We start from the raw sequence: 24,713 nt of genomic DNA, 5'->3' as shown, positions 1-24,713 counted from the left end.
CCCGCGCCCCCGATAGTGCAAGTTATGCGAGAGGTGATTGGCATGGCTCATCCGGTGGTGGGGGAGGCGGAGGTCCTCTCCAACGAACGGGCGGGGGTGTATCACCGGATCGTGCTGGCGGCGCCGGAGGCGGCGGCCAGGGTGCGGGCCGGGCACTTCGCGACGCTGGCGCTGGGTGGGGAGTCGGGGCTGCTGCTGCGGCGGGCGTTCTCGATCCACCGGGCGGATGCCGAGGCCGGGACGGTCGAGCTGGTGGTCGCGGTGCACGGGGCCGGCACGCGGGAGTTGGTGAAGGCGCGGCCGGGCGACCGGCTGAGCCTGATCGCTCCGCTCGGGACGCCGTTCCCGGTGGGCGAGGGGCCGGTGAGCGCGCTGCTGGTGGCCGGCGGGTACGGGAGTGCGCCGCTGTTCGCGCTGGCGGAGGAGATCCGCCGGCGCGGCGGGCAGGTCGGGTTCCTGCTGGGGGCCTCGACCGCCGAGCGGCTGTACGGGGTCGAGGCGGCCCAGGCGCTCACCCAGGACGTGCTGGTGGTCACCGAGGACGGCTCGGCCGGGCTCAAGGGCCTGGTGACCGACCCGATGGCCCAGGCGCTGGGCGCGATCGAGGCCACCGTGGTCTACGCCTGCGGGCCGATGGGCATGCTGCGCGCCGTCACCGAGATCGCCACCGGGCTCGGTGCCCGCTGCCACACGGCGGTGGAGGAGGCGATGGCCTGCGGCGTGGGCATCTGCATGACGTGCGTCCTGCCGGTGGTCGGCGAGGACGGCGTGAGCCGGTTCGTGCGGTCCTGCACCGACGGGCCGGTCTTCGACGGGGCGAGGGTGCGGTGGGCCGACATCGGCACCGTGCCGCCCGATCTGGAGGGGGCCGGGGCGATGGGAGCGAGTGCCTGATGGAGCCCACCGAGGTGGACCTGAGCGTGCCCTTCGGGGCGCTGACCCTGCCGAACCCGCTGACCACCGCCTCCGGCTGCGCCGGGTACGGGCGGGAGCTGGCCAAGTTCGTGCCGCTGGACGAGCTGGGCTCGGTCACCACCAAGACGATCATGCCGTACCCGAGGTCCGGCCGGGCCACGCCCCGGATGGCCGAGACGCCCTCCGGGATGCTCAACGGGATCGGGCTGCAGGGCTCCGGGGTGGCCGCCTTCGTGGAGCAGGAGCTGCCCTGGCTGGCCGAGCGCGGCGCCCGGGTGCTGGTCTCGATCGCCGGAGAGCGGCTGGAGGAGTTCGTCGAGGTCGCCGAGCGGCTGAACGGACAGCCCGGGGTGATCGGCCTGGAGCTCAACATCTCCTGCCCGAACGTGGCCGACCGGGGCCTGGTCTTCGCCTGCAACCCCGCCACCTCCTACGACGTGGTCCGGGCCACCCGGGAGGCCACCGACAGCGGGCTGCCGGTCTACGCCAAGCTCTCGCCCGACGTCACCTCGATCACCGAGATCGCCGCCGCCTGCGTGGAAGCGGGCGCGGACGGCCTCTCCATGGTCAACACCACCCTCGGGATGGTGATCGACCTCGACACCGGCCGCCCGGGCCTCGCGGGCGGCACCGGCGGGCTCTCCGGGCCCGCCATCCGGCCACTGGCCGTGCGCTGCGTGTACCAGGTGCACGCGGCGATGGCCGCCGGGCGGATCCCGCCGGTGCCGATCCTCGGCATGGGCGGCATCCGGACCGGCCGGGACGCGCTGGAGTTCGCCATGGCGGGCGCGAGCGGCGTCGCCGTGGGCACCACGCTGTTCCACGACCCGGCCGCCCCGCTGCGCATCCTCGACGAGCTGCGCGGCGAACTGGCGGCCCGGGGTTTCGCGAAGTACACCGATGCGGTGGGGTACGCCCACCGCCCTCAGCACGACTGAAAGGCCGTCATGTCTCCTGCCGCCTTCGGCACCCTCGCTCCCTTCGGCACCCGGCTGCGCAAGGCCCTCGACGCCCGGGGCCAGCTCTGCGTCGGGATCGACCCGCACGCCTCGCTGCTCGACGCCTGGGGGCTGGGTGACGACCTGGCCGGCCTGGAGCGGTTCAGCCTGACCGTGGTCGAGGCGCTGGCCGGGGAGGTGGCGGTACTCAAGCCGCAGGCCGCCTTCTTCGAGCGGTTCGGCAGCCGGGGCATCGCCGTCCTTGAGCGCACGGTGGCCGAGGCCCGGTCGGCCGGCGCGCTGGTGCTGATGGACGCCAAGCGCGGCGACATCGACTCCACCATGGCCGCCTACGCCGAGACCTTCCTCGCGCTGGACGGCCCGCTCTTCTCCGACGCGCTCACCGTCAGCCCGTACCTGGGCTTCGGCTCGCTCCAGCCCGCCGTGGACCTGGCCCGGCAGAACGGCTGCGGCCTGTTCGTCCTGGCGCTCACCTCCAACCCGCAGGGGCACGAGGTGCAGCGCGCGGTGGGGGAGGACGGCGAGAGCGTTGCCCAGTCGATCCTGCACAAGCTCGCGGCCGAGAACAAGGGCGCCGAGCCGCTCGGCTCCTTCGGCGCGGTGGTCGGCGCCACCCTCAAGGAGGCCGGGGTCGACCTGGCGATCAACGGCCCGCTGCTCGCTCCCGGGGTCGGCGCCCAGGGCGCGACGGCGGCTGACCTGCCCCGGGTGTTCGGCGATTCGGTGCACAACGTGGTGCCCAGCGTGAGCCGCGACGTGCTCAAGCACGGCCCCTCGGTGCCGGCCCTGCGGGCGGCTGCGGCGCGCTTCGTCGAGGAGATCGGCGCCGTACTGGCGAAGTGACGGCCGTCACACCGGGACGGGAAAGGCCCCTCCGTGGCGGTTGATTTGTCCCGATAGGTCCTGGTCGGCCCTGGCTGACCAGGACTTTTCGTGTTCTTTTCCTGACGCGGCGGCCTAAGTTGGGTAGTGTCCGGCGGGAGGTCACCGGAGAGCGGCACATGGCGTCGCTCTCGCAGGTCAGAGCCCTTGGGCTCCCCTGTCCAGCGGTGTCCCCGGCACATCCAGTCATAGCTCATCCCTTCCTTCCACACCCTGAGGTGAACGGCGTGGCTCTTCCGCCCCTGACCCCTGAACAGCGCACCGCTGCGCTCGCCAAGGCCGCCGAAGCTCGCCGGAAGCGCGCCGACGTCAAGAACAAGCTGAAGCACTCCGGAGCCTCGCTCCAGGACGTGATCAAGGCGGGCAAGTCCGACGACGAGGTCATCGGCAAGATGAAGGTCTCCGCGCTCCTGGAGAGCCTTCCCGGCGTGGGCAAGGTCCGCGCCAAGCAGATCATGGAGCGTCTGGGGATCAGCGAGAGCCGCCGTGTGCGGGGTCTCGGAACGAACCAGATCGCTTCGCTGGAGCGGGAGTTCGGTACCCCCGCAGCCTGATCGAGTGCTGATCAGGGCCCCGGTGGTCCCGGTATCGTCCGCGATCCGGGATAATCGGTGCATGAGTGAACGTCCGCGGCTGACCGTGCTCTCCGGCCCTTCGGGGGTCGGCAAGAGCACGGTCGTCGCTCATATGAGGCAGCAGCATCCCGAGGCGTGGCTCTCGGTGTCGGCGACCACCCGGCACCCGAGGCCCGGCGAGCAGCACGGGGTCCACTACTACTTCGTCGACAACGACGAGTTCGACAAGCTGATCGCCAACGGCGAGCTGCTCGAGTGGGCCGTGTTCGCCGGCAACCGCTACGGCACCCCCCGGCAGGCCGTCCTGGAGAAGCTGGAGAACGGCTCGCCGGTGCTCCTGGAGATCGACCTCCAGGGCGCGCGCCAGGTGCGCGAGTCGATGCCCGAGGCGCAGCTCGTCTTCCTGGCCCCGCCGAGCTGGGACGAGCTGGTCCGCCGGCTCACCGGCCGGGGCACCGAACCGCAGGACGTCATCGACCGGCGGCTGGAGGCCGCGAAGGTCGAGCTGGCGGCCGAGAGCGAGTTCGACACGACCCTTGTCAACCACTCGGTCGAGCAGGTAACGGGCGAGCTGCTAGCCTTGCTCGGTGTAGTCTGACCAGATCACTGCGGGTGACCGTCTCACCCTCTGGATGATCCGATCAGTTCCTTGTCTGTCTTGATTGTTTTCGGAAGGTTTCACGTGTCCTCTTCCATGACCGCGCCCGAGGGCATCATCAACCCGCCGATCGACGAGCTGCTCGAGGCGACCGACTCGAAGTACAGCCTGGTGATCTACGCCGCCAAGCGCGCCCGTCAGATCAACGCGTACTACTCGCAGCTCGGTGAGGGCCTGCTCGAGTACGTCGGCCCGCTGGTCGACACCCACGTGCACGAGAAGCCGCTGTCGATCGCGCTGCGCGAGATCAACGCGGGCATGCTCACGGCCGAGGCCATCGAGGCCGCCTGAGCCGCACGCTCCCCGAAGGGCCCGCCGGACACCACGTCCGGCGGGCCCTTCGCCGTTCTCCGGGGCGCCGTGCGCTGTGTCCCAGGCCATGGTGCGGGGCGGATCTGAGTGGCCGTAGGGTGGCCGGGGAGCCCGACCGGAGGAGAAGGACGCAGCATGAAGACCGACCGGCTTGACGCACCCCGGGTGGCCCTCGGGGTCAGTGGCGGCATCGCCGCGTACAAGGCCTGCGAGCTGCTGCGCCGGTTCACCGAATCCGGGCACCAGGTGACGGTGGTGCCCACCGCCGCCGCGCTGCACTTCGTCGGCGAGGCCACCTGGGCCGCGCTCTCCGGCCGGCCGGCCGCCGTGGAGACCTGGGAGAACGTGCACGAGGTGCCGCACGTGCGGATCGGCCAGCAGGCCGACCTGGTCGTGGTCGCCCCCGCCACCGCCGACCTGCTCGCCAAGGCCGCCCACGGCCTGGCCGACGACCTGCTCACCAACACGCTGCTCACCGCGCGCTGTCCGGTGGTCTTCGCTCCCGCGATGCACACAGAGATGTGGGAGCACCCCGCCACCCAGGAGAACGTGGCCACCCTGCGCCGCCGGGGCGCGGTCGTGCTGGAGCCGGCCGTCGGCCGGCTGACCGGGGTGGACACCGGCAAGGGCCGGCTGCCCGACCCTGGCGCGATCTTCGAGGCCTGCCGCCGGGTGCTGGCCCGGGGCGTGCGCGAGCCCGACCTGACCGGCAAGCACGTGGTGATCTCGGCGGGCGGCACCCGCGAGCCGCTGGACCCGGTCCGCTACCTGGGCAACCACTCCTCGGGCAAGCAGGGCTACGCGCTGGCCGCCACCGCCGCCGCGCGCGGCGCCCGGGTCACCCTGCTCTCCGCCAACGCGACCCTGCCGGACCCGGCCGGGGTGGACGTGGTGCACGTCTCCACCGCGCTGGAGCTGCGCGAGGCCGCGCTGAAGGCCTGCGCGGACGCCGACGCCGTGGTGATGGCCGCCGCGGTGGCCGACTTCCGGCCCGCCGAGTACGCCACCGGCAAGATCAAGAAGAAGGACGGGGTGGACCCGGCGCCGGTGGCCCTGGTGCGCAACCCCGACATCCTGGCCGAGCTCTCCGCGCACCGCGCGCGCCCCGGCCAGCTGGTGGTCGGCTTCGCCGCCGAGACCGACGAGGTGCTCGCCAACGGCCGGGCCAAGCTCGCCCGGAAGGGCTGCGACCTCCTGGTCGTCAACGAAGTGGGCGGCGGTAAGGCGTTCGGGCAGGACGTGAATGCGGCGGTGCTGCTCGGCGCCGACGGCACGGAGACGGAAATCCCCGAAGGGCCCAAGGAAACACTGGCCGAAACCGTCTGGGACGCGGTGGTCGCCCGGCTCGGATGATCCCCCAGCTGGGCTCTTTCAGCCGACTCCGAGCGGGGTGTCCCGTCTCACGAAGATGACCAAGCTTGGAGAAGGAGTCCCGCAGGCGCGTACCTGACGGTTACACTCCACCTCATCAAGTCTTTCCGGATGCCCCGGGCCTACCGGGGTATTCAGTCAGCAGCCGCTGCAACCATCAGGGAGCGCTGTGTCTCGCCGCCTGTTCACCTCGGAGTCCGTCACCGAGGGACACCCCGACAAGATCGCTGACCAGATCAGCGACACCATCCTCGACGCCCTCCTCAAGGACGACCCGACCTCCCGGGTCGCCGTGGAGACGCTCATCACCACCGGCCTCGTGCACATCGCCGGTGAGGTGACCACCAAGGCGTACGCGCCGATCGCGCAGCTCGTCCGCGACAAGATCCTCGAGATCGGCTACGACTCGTCGAAGAAGGGCTTCGACGGCGCCTCCTGCGGCGTCTCGGTGTCCATCGGCGCGCAGTCGCCCGACATCGCGCAGGGTGTCGACACCGCGTACGAGGCCCGCGTCGAGGGCGATGAGGACGACCTGGACAAGCAGGGCGCCGGCGACCAGGGCCTGATGTTCGGCTACGCCTCGGACGAGACCCCCGAGCTGATGCCGCTGCCGATCACCCTCGCGCACCGCCTCTCCAAGCGCCTCTCCGAGGTCCGCAAGAACGGGACCATCCCGTACCTGCGCCCCGACGGCAAGACCCAGGTCACCATCGAGTACGACGGCGACAAGGCCGTCCGCCTCGACACCGTGGTCGTCTCCTCGCAGCACGCGAGCGACATCGACCTCGACTCGCTGCTGACCCCGGACATCCGCGAGTTCGTCGTGGAGCCGGAGCTCAAGCGCCTCGCCGAGGACGGCATCAAGCTCGTCACCGAGGGCTACCGCCTGCTGGTCAACCCGACCGGTCGCTTCGAGATCGGCGGCCCGATGGGCGACGCCGGCCTCACCGGCCGCAAGATCATCATCGACACCTACGGCGGCATGGCCCGCCACGGTGGCGGCGCCTTCTCCGGCAAGGACCCGTCCAAGGTCGACCGCTCGGCCGCCTACGCGATGCGCTGGGTCGCCAAGAACATCGTCGCGGCGGGCCTGGCCCGCCGCGCCGAGGTCCAGGTCGCCTACGCGATCGGCAAGGCCGAGCCGGTGGGTCTGTTCGTCGAGACCTTCGGCACCGAGACCGCGCCGGTCCTGGACATCCAGAAGGCCGTCAGCGAGGTCTTCGACCTCCGTCCGGCCGCGATCATCCGCGACCTCGACCTGCTGCGGCCGATCTACGCCAAGACCGCGGCGTACGGCCACTTCGGCCGTGAGGACGCGGACTTCACCTGGGAGCGGACCGACCGCGCCGAGGCTCTGAAGAAGGCCGTCAACGGCTGAGTGTGCTGACCTGAACGGCGGCTTCCCCTGGGAGGGGAGGTCGCCGTTTTGCATGGGCTGCCACTGGGGGCGCGGGGAACTGCGCGGGAAGGATGCAACGGAGGTGGGCGGTTGCGCGCGCAGTTCCCCGCGCCCCCACTCGGTTGTCGTTGGGCTGGGAGAGACTAGGGCGCGTGAGCAGCAGCAACGGAGACGGTGAGCAGCTGGCCTTCATCCGGGAGACGGTGCGCAAGGCGAAGCCGCGGACGTGGCGTGGGGCGCGGTTGGCGGCGGAGTTGCCGGTGGCGCGGGTGGTGGTGGACAAGGGGCTGCTGCACCTCGACCAGTACTTCGACTACGCGGTGCCGGAGCCGATGGCGGAGGACGCGCAGCCCGGGGTGCGGGTGCGGGTGCGGTTCGGGGCGCGGGTGGTGGCTTCGGGGCGGCGCGAGGGCGGCGAGCTGCACGATGGGTTCGTGGTGGAGCGGCTGGCGAGCAGTGACTACGCCGGGCCGCTGGCGCCGCTCGCGCAGGTGCTCTCGCCGGAGCCGGTGCTCTCGCCGCAGCTGCTGCGGCTCTGCCGGACGGTGGCGGACCGGTACGCGGGGACGTTGGCCGATGTGATCCAGCTGGCGGTGCCGCCCAGGCACGCCCAGGCGGAGGCGGAGATGTCGCCGCCGCCGTTGCCGGTGCCGGTCCTTCCGGGACCGGGTTCGTGGGAGCGGTACCCGCAGGGGCCGGAGTACTTGGCGGCGCTCGCGGCCGGGGGCGCGCCCCGGGCGGTGTGGTCCGCGCTGCCCGGGCCGAGCTGGCCGGAGGAGATCGCCCGGGCGGTGGCCGCCACGCTGGCGGGGGGCCGGGGTGCGCTGGTGGTGCTGCCGGACGGGAAGGCGGCCGCCCGGGTGGACGCCGCGCTGACCGAGCTGGTCGGGCCGGGCCACCACGCGCTGCTGGCGGCCGATCTGGGCCCGAAGGAGCGCTACCGGCGCTGGCTGGCCGTCAGCCGGGGGTCGGTGCGGGCCGCGATCGGGACGCGGGCGGCGATGTTCGCGCCGGTCCGGGACTTGGGCCTGGTGGTGGTCTGGGCCGACGGGGACGCCAACCACAGCGATCCGCGCGCGCCCCACCCGCACGTGCGGGAGGTGGCGCTGCTGCGCGCCGCCGAGGAGAGGGCAGCGGTGCTGCTGGGCGGGCTCTCGGTGACGGTGGAGGCGGCGCAGCTGCTGCGGACGGGGTGGGCCCGGCCGCTGGCCGCCGAGCGGGAGACGGTGCGGGCGGTGGCGCCCCGGGTCCGGACGGTGACCGATCTGGACCAGGCGCGGGACGCCGCCGCGCAGTCGGCCCGGCTGCCCGGGCCGGCCTGGCAGGCCGCGCGGGAGGCGCTGGCGAGCGGGCCGGTGCTGGTGCAGGTGCCCCGGCGGGGTTACGTGCCGAGGCTGGCCTGTGCGCGGTGCCGGACGCCCGCCCGCTGCCGGGTCTGCGTCGGTCCGCTGGAGGCGGCCGGGGCCGGCGAGGCGCTGGTCTGCGCCTGGTGCGGGCAGGCGGAGGGGGAGTGGCACTGCGCGGAGTGCGGGTCGTTCCGGCTGCGGGCCCAGGTGGTCGGGGCGCGGCGGACGGCGGAGGAGCTGGGCAAGGCCTTCCCCCGGGTGCCGGTGCGGACCTCCGGGCGGGACGCGGTGCTCTCCTCCGTCTCGGGTGAGCCCGCGCTGGTGATCGCCACGCCGGGGGCCGAGCCGGTGGCCGAGGGCGGGTACGCGGCGGCGCTGCTGCTGGACGGCTGGGCTCTGCTCAACCGGCCCGATCTGCGGGCCGGGGAGGAGACCCTGCGGCTCTGGACGGCGGCGGCCGCGCTGGTGCGGCCGGCGGGCGAGGGCGGGGTGGTGGTCGTGGTGGCGGAGCCGACGGCCCGCCCGGTGCAGGCGCTGGTGCGCTGGGACCAGGCCGGGCACGCGGCGCTGGAGCTGGAGGAGCGGGCGCAGCTGCACTTCCCGCCGGTCTCCCGGATGGCCTCGGTGACGGGGTCGCCGAAGGCGGTGGAGGACCTGCTCGCGCTGGTGCGGCTGCCGGAGGGGGCGGACGTGCTGGGGCCGGTGCCGGTCTCCGCGGTGCGCGGGGAGGAGGTCGAGCGGGCGCTGGTGCGGGTGGCGCCGGGGCAGGGGGCGGCGTTGGCGTCCGCGCTGAAGGCGGCGCAGGTGGCGCGGGTGGCCCTGCGGTCGGCGGAGGTGGTGAAGGTGCGGGTGGATCCGCTGGACATCGGGTGAGGTTGCGCTTCGGCGGAGGGTGACGTGGCTCCGGGGGAGGGTGCCGTTGCTCTGGCCTAGCCCACCGGGGCGGGGGAGACGGCGGACCAGGGCACTGGGAGGTGCGGGGCTGGTCGCGCAGTTCCCCGCGCCCCTGGATGGTGCAACCGGCTGTCTCTCAGCCCCGCAGGGGGACGTTCGGGCGGTCGAGGCCGCCCTGGCGGGCGGCGGGGATGGTGCGGGCGAGGGCGGGGGCCGCCGGGGCGGGGGTGTGCTCCTCGGGGCGGTCCGGGCGGGGGGCCGGGGCCGGGACGGCGGTGGCGAGGATCTCGGAGTTGGGGCGGCGCATGCCGTAGCGGCGGTGCACGGCCTGCTTGGTGACGCCGAGGGCGGAGCCGACCGAATCCCAGGAGAAGCCGAGCGCGCGGTCGAACTCGACCGCGGCGCCGACCAGGGTCTCCACGCTCTCCCGGAGCTCCTGGGCGAGCCGGACGGTGGGGGCGGGGGCGCGCCCGTAGACGACGAACCCGGCCGAGGTGCTGGGCCGCCGGGGGCGGTAGACGTTGCCGAGCTGGGCGGTGAGTGTGCGGAGCGCGTCCACCTGCCGCCGCACCCGTTCGATGTCCCGCACCAGCAGGTGCAGGCTGGCCCTCGCCCGCGCGTCGTGGTTGATCTGCTCGGCCATGGCCGTGGTGCCACCTCTCTGTCGAGTACTGCTCCGTCGGGTACTGCCGGACGGGGCGCGTCCTACGCCCCGGTCAATCTCACTTGACCAACGCCGGACCGGGGGCCGGGGTCACGCGCGAGGTCGTATACGGGATATGCCAGAAATCGGAACGAACCGCTCCGTCCGAACCCGCTTGCTGGATTGCATAGACTTCCCCGGTGAGCGGTGCCGCCGCTCGTCCGCCGTCGACAGGAGTCAGCCGCCATGCCGATCCAGCCGATCCGGATCTTCGGCGACCCGGTGCTGCGTACCGCCGCCAAGCCGGTGACCACCTTCGACAAGGAGCTGCGCGGCCTGGTCAAGGACCTCACCGACACCATGCTGGACGCCCCCGGCGCCGGCCTGGCGGCGCCCCAACTCGGCGTCTCGCTGCGGGTGTTCACCTACAACGTGGGCGGGGTGGTGGGCCATCTGGTCAACCCCGACCTGGAGTTGACGGACGAGGAGCAGGACGGCCCGGAGGGCTGCCTCTCGCTGCCCGGGCTGCGCTTCGACACCAAGCGGGCCTTCGGCGTGGTGGCCAAGGGCTTCAACATGTACGGCGATCCGGTGGAGATCGAGGGCACCGAGATCCTCTCCCGCTGCATCCAGCACGAGACCGACCACCTCGACGGCATCATCTTCATCGACCGGCTGGACCGGGAGCGGCGCAAGGCCGCGATGAAGGCGATCCGGGAGGCGGACTGGGGTGGGGGCCCGGCGCCGACGGTGAAGGTCTCGCCGCACAGCACTTTCGGCGGGATCGGCTGATTCGGGCCCCGCACTTCGCGTTCGGTAATTCAGGAAATCCGTTCTTCGGAAAGGCAGCTGCATGCGTCTCGTCTTCGCCGGTACCCCCGAGGTGGCCGTCCCGGCCCTGGACGCGCTGATCGCGTCCGAGCGGCACGAGGTCGTCGCCGTGGTCACCCGCCCCGACGCCCCCGCCGGGCGTGGCCGGCGGCTGGTCGCGAGCCCCGTCGCCCAGCGGGCCGAGGAGGCCGGGATCGAGATCCTCAAGCCCGCCAAGCCGAGCGACCCGGAGTTCCTGGCCCGCCTCACCGAGCTGGCGCCGGACTGCTGCCCGGTGGTCGCCTACGGCGCGCTGCTGCGCCCCGGCGCGCTGGAGATCCCCAAGCACGGCTGGGTCAACCTGCACTTCTCGCTGCTGCCGGCCTGGCGCGGCGCCGCCCCGGTGCAGCACGCGGTGCTCGCCGGTGACGAGGTCACCGGGGCCTCCACCTTCCTGATCGAGCAGGGCCTCGACTCCGGCCCGGTCTTCGGCGTGCTCACCGAGGAGATCCGCCCGAGCGACACCAGCGGCGAGCTGCTCACCCGGCTCTCGGTGGCCGGGGCGCGGCTGCTCACCGCGACCATGGACGGGATCGAGGACGGCAGCCTGCACGCCGTGCCGCAGCCCGCCGAGGGCATCACCCTGGCGCCGAAGATCACCGTCGAGGACGCCCGGATCACCTGGGAGCACCCGGCGCTGGCCGTCGACCGCCTGGTCCGCGGCTGCGCGCCGGCACCGGGCGCCTGGACCGTCTTCCGCGAGGAGCGGCTCAAGCTCTCCGGCCCGGTCAAGCTGCTCACCGGCGCGAGCGAGCTGGCGCCGGGCGAGCTGGCCGTGGCCAAGAACAGCGTGCGGGTGGGCACCGGCAGCCACGAGATCGAGCTGGGCGAGGTGCAGCCGCAGGGCAAGAAGCCGATGCGCGCGGCAGACTGGGCGCGAGGCGTCCGGATCGAGTCCGGGGAGCGGCTCGGCTAGTCCCTTCGGTTTCTGAGTTCGTCCGTACATCCGTCAGCACATTTTCGAGGTACCCGTGAGCACCCCCAGCACGTCCGGCGCCAAGCGCGCCCCCCGTCCGCACCGCCGCCCGAAGAAGGACCCGGCCCGGATCGTCGCGTTCAAGGCGCTGCGGGCCGTGGACGAGCGGGACGCGTACGCCAACCTGATCCTGCCCTCGCTGCTGCGCGAGGCCGAGCAGAAGGGGATGGACCGGCGGGACGCGGCGCTCGCCACCGAGCTGGTCTACGGCACGCTGCGGCTCCAGGGCACCTACGACGCGATCATCGCGGCCTGCATCGACCGGCCGCTGCGCGAGGTGGACCCGCCGGTGCTGGACGTGCTCTCGCTGGGCGCGCACCAGCTGCTGGCCACCCGGGTGCCGCCGCACGCGGCGGTCTCGGCCACCGTGGAGCTGGCCCGGGTGGTGCTCGGGGACGGGCGGGCCAAGTTCGTCAACGCGGTGCTGCGCAAGATCAGCGCGCAGGACCTGGACACCTGGGTGCAGCGGGTGGCGCCGCCGTACGAGGAGGACGCCGAGGACCACCTGGCGGTGGTCCACTCGCACCCGCGCTGGGTGGTCTCGGCGCTCTGGGATTCGCTCGGCCGCTGGCAGCCCGGCTCGGCCGGGCGCGCCGCGATCGAGGAGCTGCTGCGGGCCGACAACGAGCGGCCCGAGGTGACCCTGGTGGCCCGGCCCGGCCGGGCCACGGCGGCGGAGCTGCGCGAGGCGCTGCCCGAGTCGCAGCCCGGGCGCTGGTCGCCGTACGCCGTGCGGCTCGCCGAGGGCGGCGACCCGGGCAGCCTCGACGCGGTGCGGGAGAACCGGGTCGGCGTGCAGGACGAGGGCAGCCAGCTGGTGGCCGCCGCACTGGCCGCCGCCCCGCTGGAGGGCCCGGACCGGCTCTGGCTGGACGGCTGCGCGGGCCCCGGCGGCAAGGCCGCCCTGCTCGCGGCGCTGGCCGCCGAGCGCGGCGCCGCCCTGGTGGCCAGCGAGAAGCAGCCGCACCGGGCCCGGCTGGTGGCCCGTGCGCTGGACGGCAACCCCGGCCCGTACACCGTGATCGCCGCCGACGGCACCCAGCGCGCCTGGCGCGAGGGCGCCTTCGACCGGACCCTGGTGGACGTCCCCTGCTCGGGCCTCGGCGCGCTGCGCCGCCGCCCGGAGGCCCGCTGGCGCCGCCGTCCGGAGGACGTGGCCGGCTTCGGCCCGCTCCAGCGCGACCTGCTCAGGGCCGCCGTGGCCGCCACCCGGATCGGCGGCGTGGTCGGCTACGCCACCTGCTCCCCGCACCTGGCCGAGACCCGGGCCGTGGTCGACGACGTGCTGCGGGCCAGTGGCGGCGCCCTGGAGTGGATCGACGCCCGCCCGCTGCTGCCCGAGCTGCCCGGCCTCGGCGAGGGCCCGGACGTGCAGCTCTGGCCGCACCTGCACGGCACCGACGCGATGTACCTCGCCCTGCTGCGCCGGGTGGGCTGACGGATCGTCAATCCATCGACGGGCCGCACCGGAGGGTGCGGCCCATTTTTTCGGTGGGGTCAGTGGGTCGTGGGGGTGCCCATCCGGACGGTGTCGCCGCAGATGGTGATGTCGGTGGGCTTGCCGCTCTGGTCGGTGACCGGGACGCGGACCTCGGTGGTCTCGCCCGGGGCGGTGACCTGGGCCGAACCGGTCGTGGTGAGCACGCAGTTGGCGCTGTCCGGGCCCTTGCCGTTGAGCTCGGAGTAGGACAGGTCGATCACGGCCTGGCGGCCGGCGGCCAGGGTCAGCGGCGCCGGGTCGCCCTTGCCGACGCCGTCGGCCTCCGGGCCCTTGCCCAGGTGGAAGGCCAGCTTCGGGTAGCCGGTGAAGGTGCAGCTCTGGGAGCCGGTGTTGGTGACGGTGAGCCGGCCGTTGGGCGGGTTCGGGGTGTCGGCGGCCGGGTTGGTGATCCGGGTGACGGTCCACTTCAGGTGCGCGGAGGTGCACTTGGCGGTCTGAGCGCCGGTGCCGGCCGCTCCGGCGGAGGGGGCCGCCGCCGCGACCGGGCCGGCGGAGACGGGGGCGGCCGCGGCGCCGGGGGCGGCGGCTGCCGGGGCGCCGGAGCTGGGTGCGGCCGCGGCGGGTGCGGCGGCCTTCGGGGTGGAGTCGGCGGAGGAGGAACAGGCCGTCAGGGCCGGTGCGGCGAGCAGCAGTGCGGCGGCGGAGAGCGACAGGTACAGGCGTGAACGCATGGGATCCCCCCGGATCGTCAGGACAGCCGACGGGGCTGAGGTGCCCGGTGCGGCTGTGCGGTGTCAGGAGGAGAGACACCGTGCGAGCGCGGACGGTTGCCGTCGGCTGGGAAACACCTGAGAGGTTTCTGGAGATGCCTCGAGGGTGGGTGGGATTGGCGGAAACGGTACTGGCGGGCACGGCAGTTGGTCCGTACGGGGGTCAACTCACTGGACAGCGGCGGCCGGTACGGCAGAGGGTGACGGTCATGGAGTACACCCACCTCGGCCGTACCGGCCTGAAAGTCTCCCGCCTCTGCCTGGGCACGATGAACTTCGGCCCGCACACCGAGGAGGCCGACGCCCACCGGATCATGGACACCGCCCTCGAACAGGGCATCAACTTCTTCGACACCGCCAATGTCTACGGCTGGGGCGAGAACCGGGGCCGGACGGAGGAGATCATCGGCAGCTGGTTCGCCCTCGGCGGCGGGCGCCGGGAGAAGACCGTGCTCGCCACCAAGGTCTACGGCGACATGGGTGACTGGCCGAACGAGGGCCGGCTCTCCGCGCTCAACATCCGCCGCGCGGTGGACGCCAGCCTGCGGCGCCTGGGTACCGACTACATCGACCTCTACCAGATGCACCACGTGGACCGGTCGACCCCGTGGGAGGAGATCTGGCAGGCGATGGAGGTGCTGGTCGCCCAGGGCAAGATCGTCTACGTCGGCTCCAGCAACTTCGCCGGCTGGCACATCGCCCAGGCCCAGGAGGCCGCCCGCTCGCGCAACTTCCTCGGCCTCACCAGCGAGCAGTCGCTCTACAACCTGCTCGAGCGCAGCATCGAGCTGGAGGTCATCCCGGCCGCCGAGTACTACGGCCTCGGCCTGATCCCGTGGTCGCCGCTGCACGGCGGGCTGCTCGGGGGCGTGCTCCGGAAGGAGAGCGAGGGCGTGCGGCGGGCCTCCGGCCGCTCCGCCGAGACCCTGGCCGCCCACCGCGACAAGCTCCAGGCCTACGAGGACCTGGCCGCCGAGCTCGGTCAGGAGCCCGGCGACATCGCGCTGGCCTGGTTGCTCTCCCGCCCGGCCGTCACCGCGCCGATCGTCGGCCCGCGCACCCTGGACCAGCTGCACGCCGCCGTCCGGGCGGTCGACCTCAAGCTCGACCAGAAGACGCTGGACCAGCTGGACGAGATCTTCCCCGGCCACCGGACGGCCCCGGAGGACTACGCCTGGTGAGCACCGGTGGCCCGGGCCCCGCGGGCACGCGTGGGGCCCGGGCCGCTGTTGCGCTGAGCGGCTCCTGAGCTGGCGTTCTGTCAGAATGCCGGGATGCGGGAGAACACGGAAGCGACCGTCCATCAGGTGCCCTACTATGCCCAGTGGGAGTCACCCGAGCTGGTGCCCGACATCCTGGCCGGCACCCTCCAAGCGGCCGACGACCCCCGGTGGGAGCAGTCCGGGGCGCCGAGCCCGGAGGAGTACGCGTACTGGTCCTGGCGGATCTGCGGCATGGCCTGCCTGCGGATGGCGCTCGACCACTGGTGGGGCGTCGCCCCGCCCGCCGTCACCCTGGCGGAGGAGGCCCGGGCCGCCGGCGCCTACGTCCGCCACCCGGACGGTCGCCTGGACGGCCTGGTCTACGCGCCGTTCGCCGAGTACGCCCGTGAGCGGTGGGGTCTGGCCGCCGAGGTGCGGTCGCCGCTGCCGGCCGAGGAGCTCCCGGCCCTGGTGGCGGCCGGCCGGCTGGTGATGATCTCGGTCCACCCGTCGATCCGCACCCTCGACCCGCACCCGCCCCGGCAGGGCGGCCACCTGGTGCTCGCGGTCGGCGCCACCCCGCAGGAGTTGGTGATCCACAACCCGTCCGGCTTCCCCGACGACTCGCAGCGGTTCGTGCCGGTGCCCTGGGACGAGCTGCCGCGGTTCTACGCGGGGCGGGGCATCGTGCTGGGCCCGCACGAGCGGGCCTGAGGCTGACTGTTCGTGGGATCGGAGGCGGTCGGGATGCGGGTGGGCATGCCGGTGGGCGTGCGGGTGGGCGTGCGGGCGGTGCTGGGCGGGCGGTACGACCGGTACGCGTGGGAGCCGGTGACGGCGGGGATGTCCGGGGCCGCGGTCTGGCGGCTCGGGGCGGAGCTGTACCTCAAGGTCGGGCCCGGGGTGGCGGCCGAGGCCGAACGCTGCGCCTGGCTGGCCGGGTACGGGCTGCCCGCGCCGGAGGTGGTGGAGCACGGCATCGACGAGGAACACGGCGAGTGGGTGCTGAGCGCCGCGCTGGCCGGCCGCTCGGCCGCCGAGCCCTGGCCGGCCGGGCAGCGGGCGGGGGTGGTGGACGCGCTCGCCGACCTCGCGCGGGCGCTGCACGGGCTGCCGGTGGGCGAGTGCCCCTTCGACCGCTCGCTGGCCGTCACCCTCCCGCTCGCCCGGGCGGCCGTCGCCGACGGCTCGGCCGAGGCGGAGGGGGTCGAGGACCCGGCGGGCCTGCTTGCCCGGCTGGAGGCCGGGTGGCCGGCGGAGGGGGGTCCGGTGGCCCGGCACGAGGGCCTGAGGGTCTTGGAGGAGGACCTGGCGGTGTGCCACGGGGACTTCTGTCTGCCGAACGTGCTGCTCGACCCGGTCTCGCTGCGGGTCACCGGGGTGATCGACCTCGGGCGGTTGGGGGTGGCCGACCGGGCGGCCGATCTCGGGCTGATGACGCGCAGCCTCGCGGACGGGCGGCTGAACCCGCAGTACGGGGCGGCCGGTGCGGCGCGGTTCCTGGACCGGTACGGCGGGGCGGTGGCGGAGCAGCGGCTGGCGTACTACCGGGAGCTCGATCTGCTGGCCTGAGGGCGAGACGCCGGCGGCGGTCGGAAATCGGCCGCACGGTGGCCGGGGCGAGCAGTACGCTGCGCCGATGACCGAATCCCTGCCGCCCGGCGGCATCGTGCTCAGTGAGACCGAGATCGACGCCCGGTGGGAGCGGGCCTGGCGGCCCGAGCAGGTGGCGCAGCGGCTGCTCGGGTTGGCGGTGCCCTGGTGCGTGGCGGGCGGGTGGTCGTTGGACCTGTTCCGCGGTGAGGAGTCGCGGCCGCACGGGGACCTGGAGATCGCGGTGCCGGCCGGATCGTTCGCGGCGGTCCGGGAGCGCTTCCCGGAGCTGGCCTTCGACGCCGTGGGCTCGGGCCGGATCTGGCCCTCGGCCGGGCCCGAGGCGATGGACGCCGTGCACCAGACCTGGGTGCGGGATCCGGCCACCGAGGACTGGCTGTTCGACGTCTTCCGCGAGCCGCACGAGGGCGCCCGCTGGGTCTGCCGGCGGGACGAGCGGCTGAAGCTGCCGTACGAGGAGGTCATCGAGCGGACGGCCGAAGGCATCCCGTACCTGGCGCCGGAGATGGCCCTGCTGTTCAAGGCGAAGGCCGTCCGGCCCAAGGACCAGCTGGACTTCGACGGTGCGCTGCCGCTGCTCGGCCCGGAGCGGCGGGCCCGGCTGCGCGGGTGGCTGGAGCTGGTGCACCCCGGGCACGGCTGGCTGGCGGCGCTGGCGTAGCGACTCGGGCAGCCGGCCGCCCCGGTCGGCGCAGCCGGGGTCGCTCCCGTGCGCCGGCGCGGTGAGGATGGGGTGGGATCCGGGAGGTCGGTGTGCTGCTGGCACGGGTGGTGGAGACGTCGCTGGCGGTGGGGCGGACGGCCAAGCGCGGCGAGAAGGTGGCGCTGCTGGCCGGGTTGCTGGGCGAGGTGGAGGCGGCGGAGATCCCGGCGGCGGTGGCGCTGCTGTCGGGGGAGTCGCGGCGGCTGCGGACCGGAGTCGGGTACGCCGCGCTGCGGGATTTGCCACCGGCTGCCGAACGGCCCGGGCTGGGGGTCGGGGAGACCGAGCTGGCGCTGGCGGAGCTGGCCGCCGTGCACGGGAGTGGTGCCCAGGCGGAGCGGCAGCGGCTGCTCGGGGAGCTGTTCGGCCGGGCCACGGTGGCCGAGCAGGAGTTCCTCCGGGCCGCGCTGGTAGGGGAGTTGAGACAGGGCGCACTGGACGCCGTGCTGGCCGAGGCGGTGGCGAAGGCGGCCGGGGTGCCGGCGGCGGCCGTACGGCGGGCGCTGATGTTCCGGGGCTCGGCCGAGGCGGTGGCGGTGGCCGCGCTGACCGGCGGAGCCGCCGCGCTGGCGGAGTTCGGCCTCGAACTCGGCCGTCCGGTACGGCCGATGCTCGCCGCCTCGGCCGCCGAGGTGGCGGCGGCGCTGGAGCGGACCGGCCGGGCCGCCGTGGAGTGGAAGCTGGACGGCATCAGGGTGCAGGTGCACCGGGACGGGGATCGGGTGCGGGTCTTCACCCGCAGCCTGGACGAGATCACCGACCGGGTGCCCGAAGTGGTCGAGGCCGCAAGGTCGTTGCAGCTGCACGCGGCGGTGCTGGACGGCGAGGCGATCGCGGTCGGGCCGGACGGCCGGCCCCGGCCGTTCCAGGAGACGGCCGCGCGGACGGCCTCCCGGCAGGACCCGGAGCGGCTGCGCGCCGAGACGCCGCTGTCGGTGTACTTCTTCGACCTGCTGCACCTGGACGGCACCGATCTGATCGACCGCCCGGGGGAGGAGCGGTGGGCCACGCTGGCCGCCGTCACGCCCGAGGAGCTGCGGGTGCCGCACACGGTGACCGAGGACCCGGCCGCCGCCGCATCGTTCTTCGCCGAAGCGCTGGCCCGGGGCCACGAGGGCGTGGTGGTCAAGGAGTTGGCCGCTCCGTACGCGGCCGGGCGGCGTGGCGCCGGGTGGATCAAGGTCAAGCCGCGGCACACCCTCGACCTGGTGGTGCTGGCCGCCGAGTGGGGCAGCGGCCGCCGCCGGGGCCTGCTCAGCAACCTGCACCTCGGCGCCCGCAACCCCGGCGAGCCAGGACCGCCGGACTCTGGCCTGCCGGACTCCGGGCTGCCGGCGTGGGTAATGCTCGGCAAGACCTTCAAGGGCCTCACCGACGAGACGCTCCGGTGGCAGACCGAGCAGCTACTGGCCCTGGAGACCGGCCGGGAGGAGAGCCGGGGCGCGGCGGTCGTCCGGGTGCGGCCGGAGCTGGTGGTGGAGATCGCCTTCGACGGTCTCCAGCGCAGCCCGCGCTACCCGGCGGGCCTCGCGCTCCGGTTCGCCCGGGTGGTGCGGTACCGGCCGGACAAGCGGCCGGAGGAGGCGGACACCATCGCCACCGTCAGGGAGTTGGCCCAGCGTCAGGTGGAGTGAGCCCCGCGGGAGGGGAGTTGTCGGTGCTGGTGCCTACGGTGGTTGTGTCGTAACGGAGTCGGCTGATCGGAGTGAGCGGCATGGCAGGGTTCGACGAGGCGAGGATCGGTCGGCTGCGGACGGCGCTGGCCCGGCACGTCGAGGTGGGGGAGGTGCCCGGTCTGGTCGCGCTGGTCGACCGGGGCGGGGAGACCTGCGTCGAGGTGCTCGGTGCGGCCGCCGTGGGGGGTCCGCCGATGCGGCGGGACACCGTCTTCCGGATCGCCTCGATGACCAAGCCGGTGCTGGCGGCGGTCACGCTCTCCTTGGTCGAGGAGTGCCTGCTGCGGCTGGACGACCCGGTGGACGGGTGGCTGCCCGAGCTGGCCGGCCGCCGGGTGCTGCGCAGCCTGGACGCCGCGCTGGAGGACACCGTGCCGGCCCGGCGGCCGATCACCCTGCGGGACCTGCTCACCTTCCGGATGGGCACGGGGGTGGTGATGGCCCCGCTGGGCACCTACCCGATCCAGACGGCGATGGCCGAGGCCGGGTTGATGCCGGGCGAGGTGCCGCCCGCCGCCCGGCCCGAGGAGTGGCTGGCCGCGCTCGGGGCGCTGCCGCTGATGTACCAGCCGGGGGAGGTCTGGCAGTACCACACCGGCTCCGACGTGCTCGGCATCCTGGTCGAGCGGGCCGTGGGGAAGCCGCTCGGCGAGGTCTTCGAGGAGCGGATCTTCGCCCCGCTCGGCATGCGGGACACCGGCTTCCGGATCCCCGCCGAATCGCTCGACCGGTTCGCCACCGCGTACCGCCCCAGCCCGGCCGGCCTCAGCGCCTATGACACCCCGGCCGACAGCGCCTGGTCCGCGCCGGTCTTCGCCTCCGGCGGCGGCGGGCTGGTCTCCACGGCCGACGACTACCTGGCGTTCTGCCGGATGCTGCTGGCCGAGGGCCGTATCCCGGCCGGCCGCGGCTCGGCGGGCCGGCTGCTCTCCCGGGCCTCCGTCCGGCTGATGACCACCGACCAGCTCACGGCCGGGCAGCGGGAGGCGGCCCGGCTGTTCTTCGGCGAGTCGCGCAGCTGGGGGATGGGCTGCGGGGTGACCGTCCGCCGGGACGAACTCTGGGGCTCCCCGGGCCGGTTCGGCTGGGACGGCGGCGCCGGGACTTCCGGGTACGCCGATCCGGCGGAGGATCTGGTGGGTGTCCTGCTCACGCAGCGGAGCATGACCTCGCCCGAACCCCCGCCGGTCTTCCGGGACTTCTGGACCTCGGCGTACCAGGCGATCGACGCCTGATCGGTTGGGAGCTCAGCCGTTGCCGGTCCCAGCGTTGGCGGTCTCAGCCGTTGGCGGGCAGGCCGATCGGGTTGACGGTCGGCAGTTCGGCCCGGCAGGCGGTCGAGATGGGGGTCAACGCGGCGGCCAGCTGGTCGAGTTCGGCGCGGTGGAAGCCGGACCAGACGCGGGAGGCGGCCAGGTCGGTGGCGGCCTCCAGGGCCTGGTGGCGGTGGCGGCCGTCGGCGCTGATCGTGCCGTCCGGGTTGAGCCAGCCGCGGGTGACCAGCCGGTCGGTGGCGGCCTGCCACTCCTCGTCCGTCCAGCCCCGGAAGGGCTGGAGCAGCTCGCGGCGCACGTCCAGGGCGGAGCGGACGACCAGGGCCTCGCAGCCGTCCAGGCCCTCGGTGATCAGGGCCGAGATGTGGCCGTCGCCGCGGTGCTCGCGCAGCACCGTGGTGGCGTGCCAGAGGCGGGCGAAGGTGCTCTCGGGACGGGGGAGCGCGGCGTTCGCGGCGGCCAGCACGCGCCCGCAACAGTCCAGCCCGTCCACCGCGCGCTCCAGCAGTTCGACCGAGTGCTCGACCAGCTCCGGCTTGACGCCCTCCAGCACCCGGTCCAGCGCCGCCGTCGCCCCGGAGACCCGGGCCGCCAGGGTGGCCTCGGGGGTGGCCCGGGACCAGACGTCCGGCAGCGCCCGCTCGACCATGCCGGGCGCGAAGCTGAAGAAGGCGGCGATCACCGGCGGCGCGTCCACGGCGCCCAGCGGCGCCGAACGCCCCGCGAAGTAGCCGCGCCAGCCGCCGCGCAGCCCCGCCGCCTCGAAGGCGGCCTTGCCTTCCGGGGAGAAGTAGGTGAGGGCGTGCACCGGCTCGAAGAGCCACCAGAGTGCGCGGGCGGGGTGCACGGGCTGGGTCATCAGGTACCTTCCGGTCCGGCGGCTGCTGCTCGCCCGTCCGTACGGGCGTGCTCATTCTGTCGTCGTACTGACTGACTGTGGAGTGGTTTTCGGGCAGGCGTTCGTGGCGTGCGGGGCTCAGGGAGGATGATGGACCGAAGCGGCCGCTCCCGCCGCCCGCACCGAGCTGTGAGGTACCCGGATATGCCTTTGATCAACCCGAGCCTGCTGTCGGCCGACTTCGCGCGTCTGGGCGAGGAGGCGGAGGCCGTCCGAGGGGCGGACTGGCTGCACGTGGACGTGATGGACAACCACTTCGTCCCCAACCTCACCCTCGGCGTGCCGATCGTGGAGTCGCTGGCCCGGGCCACCGACATCCCGCTCGACTGCCACCTGATGATCGAGCAGCCGGACCGCTGGGCCCCGCAGTACGTGGAGGCCGGCGCGGGCTCGGTCACCTTCCACGTCGAGGCCGCCGCCGCCCCTGTCCGGCTGGCCCGGGAGATCCGCGCCAAGGGCGCCCGCGCCTCGATGGCCCTCAAGCCGGCCACCCCGATCGAGCCGTACGAGGACCTGCTGCCCGAGCTCGACATGGTGCTGATCATGACGGTGGAGCCCGGCTTCGGTGGGCAGGCCTTCCTGGACATCATGCTGCCCAAGATCCGCCGCACCCGGGAGCTGATCTCCAAGCACGGCCTCGACCTCTGGCTCCAGGTGGACGGCGGCGTCTCCGCCGCCACCATCGAGCGCTGCGCCGAGGCCGGCGCGGACGTGTTCGTGGCGGGGTCGGCGGTGTACGGGGCGGACGATCCGGCGGAGGCGGTGCGGGCGCTGCGGGCGCAGGCGGCGGGGGCGACGGCGAAGGCGCCGTGGGCCTGCGCGCACTGATGCCGCTCGGTCGGGCGGTGCGACTCCGACGGGCGTTGTCCGGGCGACTCTGACGGGGTCGGGGGTGTTCGCTTCGTGCCCGGTGGGTGTCTGACGGATGATCGTGGGTGACGGCCCGGTCGTACCGGCGGTACCGATGGATGGAGCACGCGTGAGCAACCTCGACCTCAAGCCCACCCCGACCCCCTGCGGCGGCGAGGCCGGCACCGGGCCGGTGAAGGACCTGCTGACCGGGCGTCAGGTGCCGCTGGGTGAGTCGACCCAGGTGCGGCGGCTGCTGCCGAACCTCGGGCGGCGGATGGTCGGGGCCTGGTGCTTCGTCGACCACTACGGGCCGGACGACGTGGAGCACGAGGCCGGGATGATGGTGCCGCCGCACCCGCACCTGGGCCTGCAGACCGTCAGCTGGCTGCACGACGGCGAGATCCTGCACCGCGACAGCCTCGGCAGCCTGCAGACCGTCCGCCCCTACGAGCTCGGCCTGATGACCTCCGGCCGGGGCATCACCCACGCCGAGCAGTCGCCCAAGGCGCACCCGCGCGTCCTGCACGGCGCCCAGCTCTGGGTCGCCCTCCCGAACGAACACCGGCACACCGCCCCGGCCTTCGAGCACCACGGCTCGCTCCCGACCGTCACCGCCGCCGGCCTGGACGCCACCGTCATCATGGGCACCCTGGACGGCGCCACCTCCCCCGGCACCGCCTACACCCCGCTGGTCGGCGCCGACTTCAAGCTCCGCGAGGGCGCGGCCCACCGCCTCCCGCTGGAGCCGGAGTTCGAGTACGCCGTCCTCGCCATGACCGGCAGTGTCGAGGTGGACGGCGTCACCGTCGAGCCCGGCTCGCTCCTCTACCTCGGCAACGGCCGCCGCGAACTCCCCCTCCGGGCCCGCACCGACGCGGGCATCCTGCTCCTCGGCGGCGTCCCCTTCGAGGAGAGGATCGTCATGTGGTGGAACTTCATCACCCGCACTGGCGAGGAGATGGCGCAGGCGCGGGAGGAGTGGGAGAAGGGGTCCTCGTTCGGCGAGGTCCACGGCTTCGACGGCGACCGGCTGGCGGCGCCGGAGCTGCCGCCGGTGCCGCTCAAGGCGCGCGGGCGGGCGCGCTGAGCTGCGAGTGTTCGCACCCGCGCGAGGAGTGAGCCGAGGTTGTGGCCAGCTCCGAGGCGGAGGTGACCTGGACCCGGGTACGGGCCGTCGGTCCGTAGGGAGCCGCACCCCGGACGGGCCGCGCCTGCCCCAGGGCGTCCCGTCCGGGGTGCGGCTTCAAGTGTTGGCTCCCGCGTGGGCTCGGCGGTCCTCGGTGGTGGGGCCGTGCCAGTCCAGGCACATCACGGTGGCATCGTCCTGGAGCTTGCCGTCGCGGGCCTCGGTGACGGCCGCGACCAGGGTGCGCACCACTTCGCGCGGGCGCTCCGCGGCGGTCGCGGTCAGGAGGGCCGGCAGGTCGACGGATTCCGCCTGGTGTTCCTGCATGCCGTCGGTGTAGAGCAGCAGCCGGTCGCCGAGCCGCAGGTCGAGGTCCTGCACCCGGTACCAGCGCTGCCCCTCGACGCCGAAGGGCAGGTCGGCGCGCAGGGGCAGGTGCTCGACGGTGCCCTCGCGCAGCCTCAGCGGGTGCGGGTGGTCGGCGTTGACGAGCTGCGCCCCGTTCCCGTCCAAGGCGATCCGCAGCAGCTGGTCGGTGGCCAGGACCCCGGGTCTGTGTTCGAGGAGCGCGCGGTGGGCGTGGTCGGCCTGGTCGGCCAGGGGAGCCGCGACCCGGCGGGCGCCCCGGGAGGCGTTGACGAGGAGGGTGGCGATGAGCGCGGCGTTGAGGTCGTGGCCCATGGCATCGGTCAGGGACAGGTGCACGGTCTCGCGGTCCAGGGCGTAGTCGTAGGTGTCGCCGGCGACGCTCTCGGCCGGGACGAGGGCGCAGGCCAGGGTGAACTGTGCGGCCTCGCAGCAGGCGGCGGTGGGCAGGAGCTGGCGTTGGATCTCGGCGGCCAGGCTGACCGGAGCGGTGCGCTGGGCCCAGTGGTAGAGGTCGGTGAAGCGGCGGTCGGTGACCACGATGTAGGCGAGGGCGTGGGCCGCCTGCTCCACCTGCTCCAGCGTGTCGGCGCCGGGGACGCCGGGAAGGGAGAGCTCCAGGAAGCCGATGGCGTCGCCGCGGTTGGTGACCGGGGCGATCAGGCGGTGCCCCTGCCCGTCGGCCTCGTCCGGGGCGCGGACCAGCCTCTGGGTACGCAGGACCTGGTCGTAGAGGCTGCCGGTCAGCCGGATCCGCTCGGTGCCGCGTCCGTGCAGGGTGGTGGCGTCCTCGGCCACCCGCACCACGCTCTGGCCGATCAGGTCGAGGAACAGGAAGGAGACGTAGCGGGCGCCGAACCGCTCGCGCAGGTTGCGCGCCACCACGTCGAGGGAGTCCACCGGCGCCGCTGCCTCGGCCGTCGCCAGTACCTCTCCCAGCACCATCTGCTCCCGCGTCACGTCAGCCTCCTCGAAGGTCCGGAACTCTCAC

The 24,713-nt window shown here is 73.8% G+C and carries 24 protein-coding genes; 20 read left to right on the top strand and 4 right to left on the bottom strand.

Features of this window, described 5'->3' with window-relative positions; all coding sequences use genetic code 11:
* Window positions 1-42: 42 nt before the first annotated feature.
* The 9 genes from CFP65_RS05100 to CFP65_RS05060 all read left to right on the top strand — a co-directional run bounded on the left by CFP65_RS05100 (window position 43) and on the right by CFP65_RS05060 (window position 9,290).
* Entirely contained in the window at window positions 43-894 is an 852-nt protein-coding gene (locus tag CFP65_RS05100; RefSeq protein ID WP_104814952.1) for a dihydroorotate dehydrogenase electron transfer subunit, read from the top strand.
* Entirely contained in the window at window positions 894-1,853 is a 960-nt protein-coding gene (locus tag CFP65_RS05095) for a dihydroorotate dehydrogenase (protein ID WP_104814951.1), read from the top strand. The genes CFP65_RS05100 and CFP65_RS05095 overlap by 1 nt, the downstream gene beginning before the upstream one ends.
* A 9-nt stretch (window positions 1,854-1,862) precedes the next feature.
* Window positions 1,863-2,717 (top strand): orotidine-5'-phosphate decarboxylase, encoded by an 855-nt coding sequence (gene pyrF, locus CFP65_RS05090; protein WP_104814950.1) that lies wholly within the window; start codon window positions 1,863-1,865, stop codon window positions 2,715-2,717.
* A 266-nt stretch (window positions 2,718-2,983) separates the two neighbouring features.
* Window positions 2,984-3,310 (top strand): integration host factor, actinobacterial type, encoded by a 327-nt coding sequence (mihF, locus tag CFP65_RS05085; RefSeq protein ID WP_104820664.1) that lies wholly within the window; start codon window positions 2,984-2,986, stop codon window positions 3,308-3,310.
* Between the two features lie 61 nt (window positions 3,311-3,371).
* Entirely contained in the window at window positions 3,372-3,929 is a 558-nt protein-coding gene (gmk, locus tag CFP65_RS05080; protein ID WP_104814949.1) for a guanylate kinase, read from the top strand.
* 84 nt (window positions 3,930-4,013) lie between these two features.
* Complete coding sequence (rpoZ, locus tag CFP65_RS05075) at window positions 4,014-4,280, top strand: DNA-directed RNA polymerase subunit omega (protein WP_030240625.1); 267 nt, start codon at window positions 4,014-4,016, stop codon at window positions 4,278-4,280.
* 156 nt (window positions 4,281-4,436) lie between these two features.
* Complete coding sequence (coaBC, locus tag CFP65_RS05070) at window positions 4,437-5,654, top strand: bifunctional phosphopantothenoylcysteine decarboxylase/phosphopantothenate--cysteine ligase CoaBC (RefSeq protein ID WP_104814948.1); 1,218 nt, start codon at window positions 4,437-4,439, stop codon at window positions 5,652-5,654.
* Between the two features lie 187 nt (window positions 5,655-5,841).
* Complete coding sequence (gene metK, locus CFP65_RS05065) at window positions 5,842-7,050, top strand: methionine adenosyltransferase (RefSeq protein WP_104814947.1); 1,209 nt, start codon at window positions 5,842-5,844, stop codon at window positions 7,048-7,050.
* Between the two features lie 173 nt (window positions 7,051-7,223).
* The gene (locus tag CFP65_RS05060) at window positions 7,224-9,290 is read left to right on the top strand and encodes a primosomal protein N' (protein WP_371682363.1); all 2,067 of its coding nucleotides are present in this window, start codon (window positions 7,224-7,226) and stop codon (window positions 9,288-9,290) included.
* A gap of 157 nt (window positions 9,291-9,447) precedes the next feature.
* On the opposite strand, the gene CFP65_RS05055 is transcribed toward CFP65_RS05060, so the two are convergent.
* Window positions 9,448-9,954, bottom strand: a complete 507-nt coding sequence (locus CFP65_RS05055; RefSeq protein WP_104814945.1) for a hypothetical protein — start codon at window positions 9,952-9,954, stop codon at window positions 9,448-9,450.
* Window positions 9,955-10,200: 246 nt separating this feature from the next.
* Between CFP65_RS05055 and def the strand changes: the two genes are divergently transcribed.
* The 3 genes from def (at window position 10,201) to CFP65_RS05040 (ending at window position 13,238) form a co-directional block, all read left to right on the top strand.
* The gene (gene def, locus CFP65_RS05050; RefSeq protein ID WP_104814944.1) at window positions 10,201-10,746 is read left to right on the top strand and encodes a peptide deformylase; all 546 of its coding nucleotides are present in this window, start codon (window positions 10,201-10,203) and stop codon (window positions 10,744-10,746) included.
* A 61-nt stretch (window positions 10,747-10,807) separates the two neighbouring features.
* Complete coding sequence (fmt, locus tag CFP65_RS05045; protein WP_104814943.1) at window positions 10,808-11,740, top strand: methionyl-tRNA formyltransferase; 933 nt, start codon at window positions 10,808-10,810, stop codon at window positions 11,738-11,740.
* 55 nt (window positions 11,741-11,795) lie between these two features.
* Complete coding sequence (locus CFP65_RS05040) at window positions 11,796-13,238, top strand: RsmB/NOP family class I SAM-dependent RNA methyltransferase (RefSeq protein ID WP_104814942.1); 1,443 nt, start codon at window positions 11,796-11,798, stop codon at window positions 13,236-13,238.
* A gap of 59 nt (window positions 13,239-13,297) precedes the next feature.
* Here CFP65_RS05040 and CFP65_RS05035 read toward each other — a convergent pair whose 3' ends face one another.
* Window positions 13,298-13,972 carry a DUF4232 domain-containing protein gene (locus CFP65_RS05035; RefSeq protein WP_104814941.1) on the bottom strand — a complete coding sequence of 225 codons (675 nt, stop codon included), beginning with the start codon at window positions 13,970-13,972 and terminating at the stop codon, window positions 13,298-13,300.
* Between the two features lie 248 nt (window positions 13,973-14,220).
* On the opposite strand from CFP65_RS05035, the gene CFP65_RS05030 reads away from it, so the two are divergent.
* The 6 genes from CFP65_RS05030 to CFP65_RS05005 all read left to right on the top strand — a co-directional run bounded on the left by CFP65_RS05030 (window position 14,221) and on the right by CFP65_RS05005 (window position 20,441).
* Window positions 14,221-15,192: an aldo/keto reductase gene (locus tag CFP65_RS05030; protein WP_104814940.1), complete on the top strand. Its 972-nt coding sequence runs from the start codon at window positions 14,221-14,223 to the stop codon at window positions 15,190-15,192.
* A 93-nt stretch (window positions 15,193-15,285) separates the two neighbouring features.
* The gene (locus CFP65_RS05025; protein WP_104814939.1) at window positions 15,286-15,927 is read left to right on the top strand and encodes a C39 family peptidase; all 642 of its coding nucleotides are present in this window, start codon (window positions 15,286-15,288) and stop codon (window positions 15,925-15,927) included.
* Between the two features lie 45 nt (window positions 15,928-15,972).
* Window positions 15,973-16,785 carry an aminoglycoside 3'-phosphotransferase gene (locus CFP65_RS05020; protein WP_104820663.1) on the top strand — a complete coding sequence of 271 codons (813 nt, stop codon included), beginning with the start codon at window positions 15,973-15,975 and terminating at the stop codon, window positions 16,783-16,785.
* 67 nt (window positions 16,786-16,852) lie between these two features.
* Window positions 16,853-17,488: a nucleotidyltransferase domain-containing protein gene (locus tag CFP65_RS05015; RefSeq protein WP_104814938.1), complete on the top strand. Its 636-nt coding sequence runs from the start codon at window positions 16,853-16,855 to the stop codon at window positions 17,486-17,488.
* Between the two features lie 92 nt (window positions 17,489-17,580).
* Window positions 17,581-19,164 carry an ATP-dependent DNA ligase gene (locus tag CFP65_RS05010; RefSeq protein ID WP_104814937.1) on the top strand — a complete coding sequence of 528 codons (1,584 nt, stop codon included), beginning with the start codon at window positions 17,581-17,583 and terminating at the stop codon, window positions 19,162-19,164.
* A gap of 80 nt (window positions 19,165-19,244) precedes the next feature.
* Complete coding sequence (locus CFP65_RS05005; protein ID WP_104814936.1) at window positions 19,245-20,441, top strand: serine hydrolase; 1,197 nt, start codon at window positions 19,245-19,247, stop codon at window positions 20,439-20,441.
* A 43-nt stretch (window positions 20,442-20,484) separates the two neighbouring features.
* Here CFP65_RS05005 and CFP65_RS05000 read toward each other — a convergent pair whose 3' ends face one another.
* Window positions 20,485-21,339 carry a hypothetical protein gene (locus CFP65_RS05000; RefSeq protein ID WP_104814935.1) on the bottom strand — a complete coding sequence of 285 codons (855 nt, stop codon included), beginning with the start codon at window positions 21,337-21,339 and terminating at the stop codon, window positions 20,485-20,487.
* A gap of 183 nt (window positions 21,340-21,522) precedes the next feature.
* On the opposite strand from CFP65_RS05000, the gene rpe reads away from it, so the two are divergent.
* Both rpe and CFP65_RS04990 read left to right on the top strand, forming a co-directional pair.
* Window positions 21,523-22,206, top strand: coding sequence for a ribulose-phosphate 3-epimerase (gene rpe / locus CFP65_RS04995; RefSeq protein WP_104814934.1), 684 nt, complete (start codon window positions 21,523-21,525; stop codon window positions 22,204-22,206).
* 151 nt (window positions 22,207-22,357) lie between these two features.
* Window positions 22,358-23,317, top strand: coding sequence for a pirin family protein (locus CFP65_RS04990; RefSeq protein ID WP_104814933.1), 960 nt, complete (start codon window positions 22,358-22,360; stop codon window positions 23,315-23,317).
* A 156-nt stretch (window positions 23,318-23,473) separates the two neighbouring features.
* Here CFP65_RS04990 and CFP65_RS04985 read toward each other — a convergent pair whose 3' ends face one another.
* Window positions 23,474-24,682, bottom strand: a complete 1,209-nt coding sequence (locus CFP65_RS04985; protein WP_104814932.1) for a PP2C family protein-serine/threonine phosphatase — start codon at window positions 24,680-24,682, stop codon at window positions 23,474-23,476.
* Window positions 24,683-24,713: the final 31 nt, after the last annotated feature.

The sequence above is a fragment of the Kitasatospora sp. MMS16-BH015 genome (assembly GCF_002943525.1).
Taxonomy (GTDB): domain Bacteria; phylum Actinomycetota; class Actinomycetes; order Streptomycetales; family Streptomycetaceae; genus Kitasatospora.
This window is presented reverse-complemented; position numbering and strand designations above follow the sequence as displayed.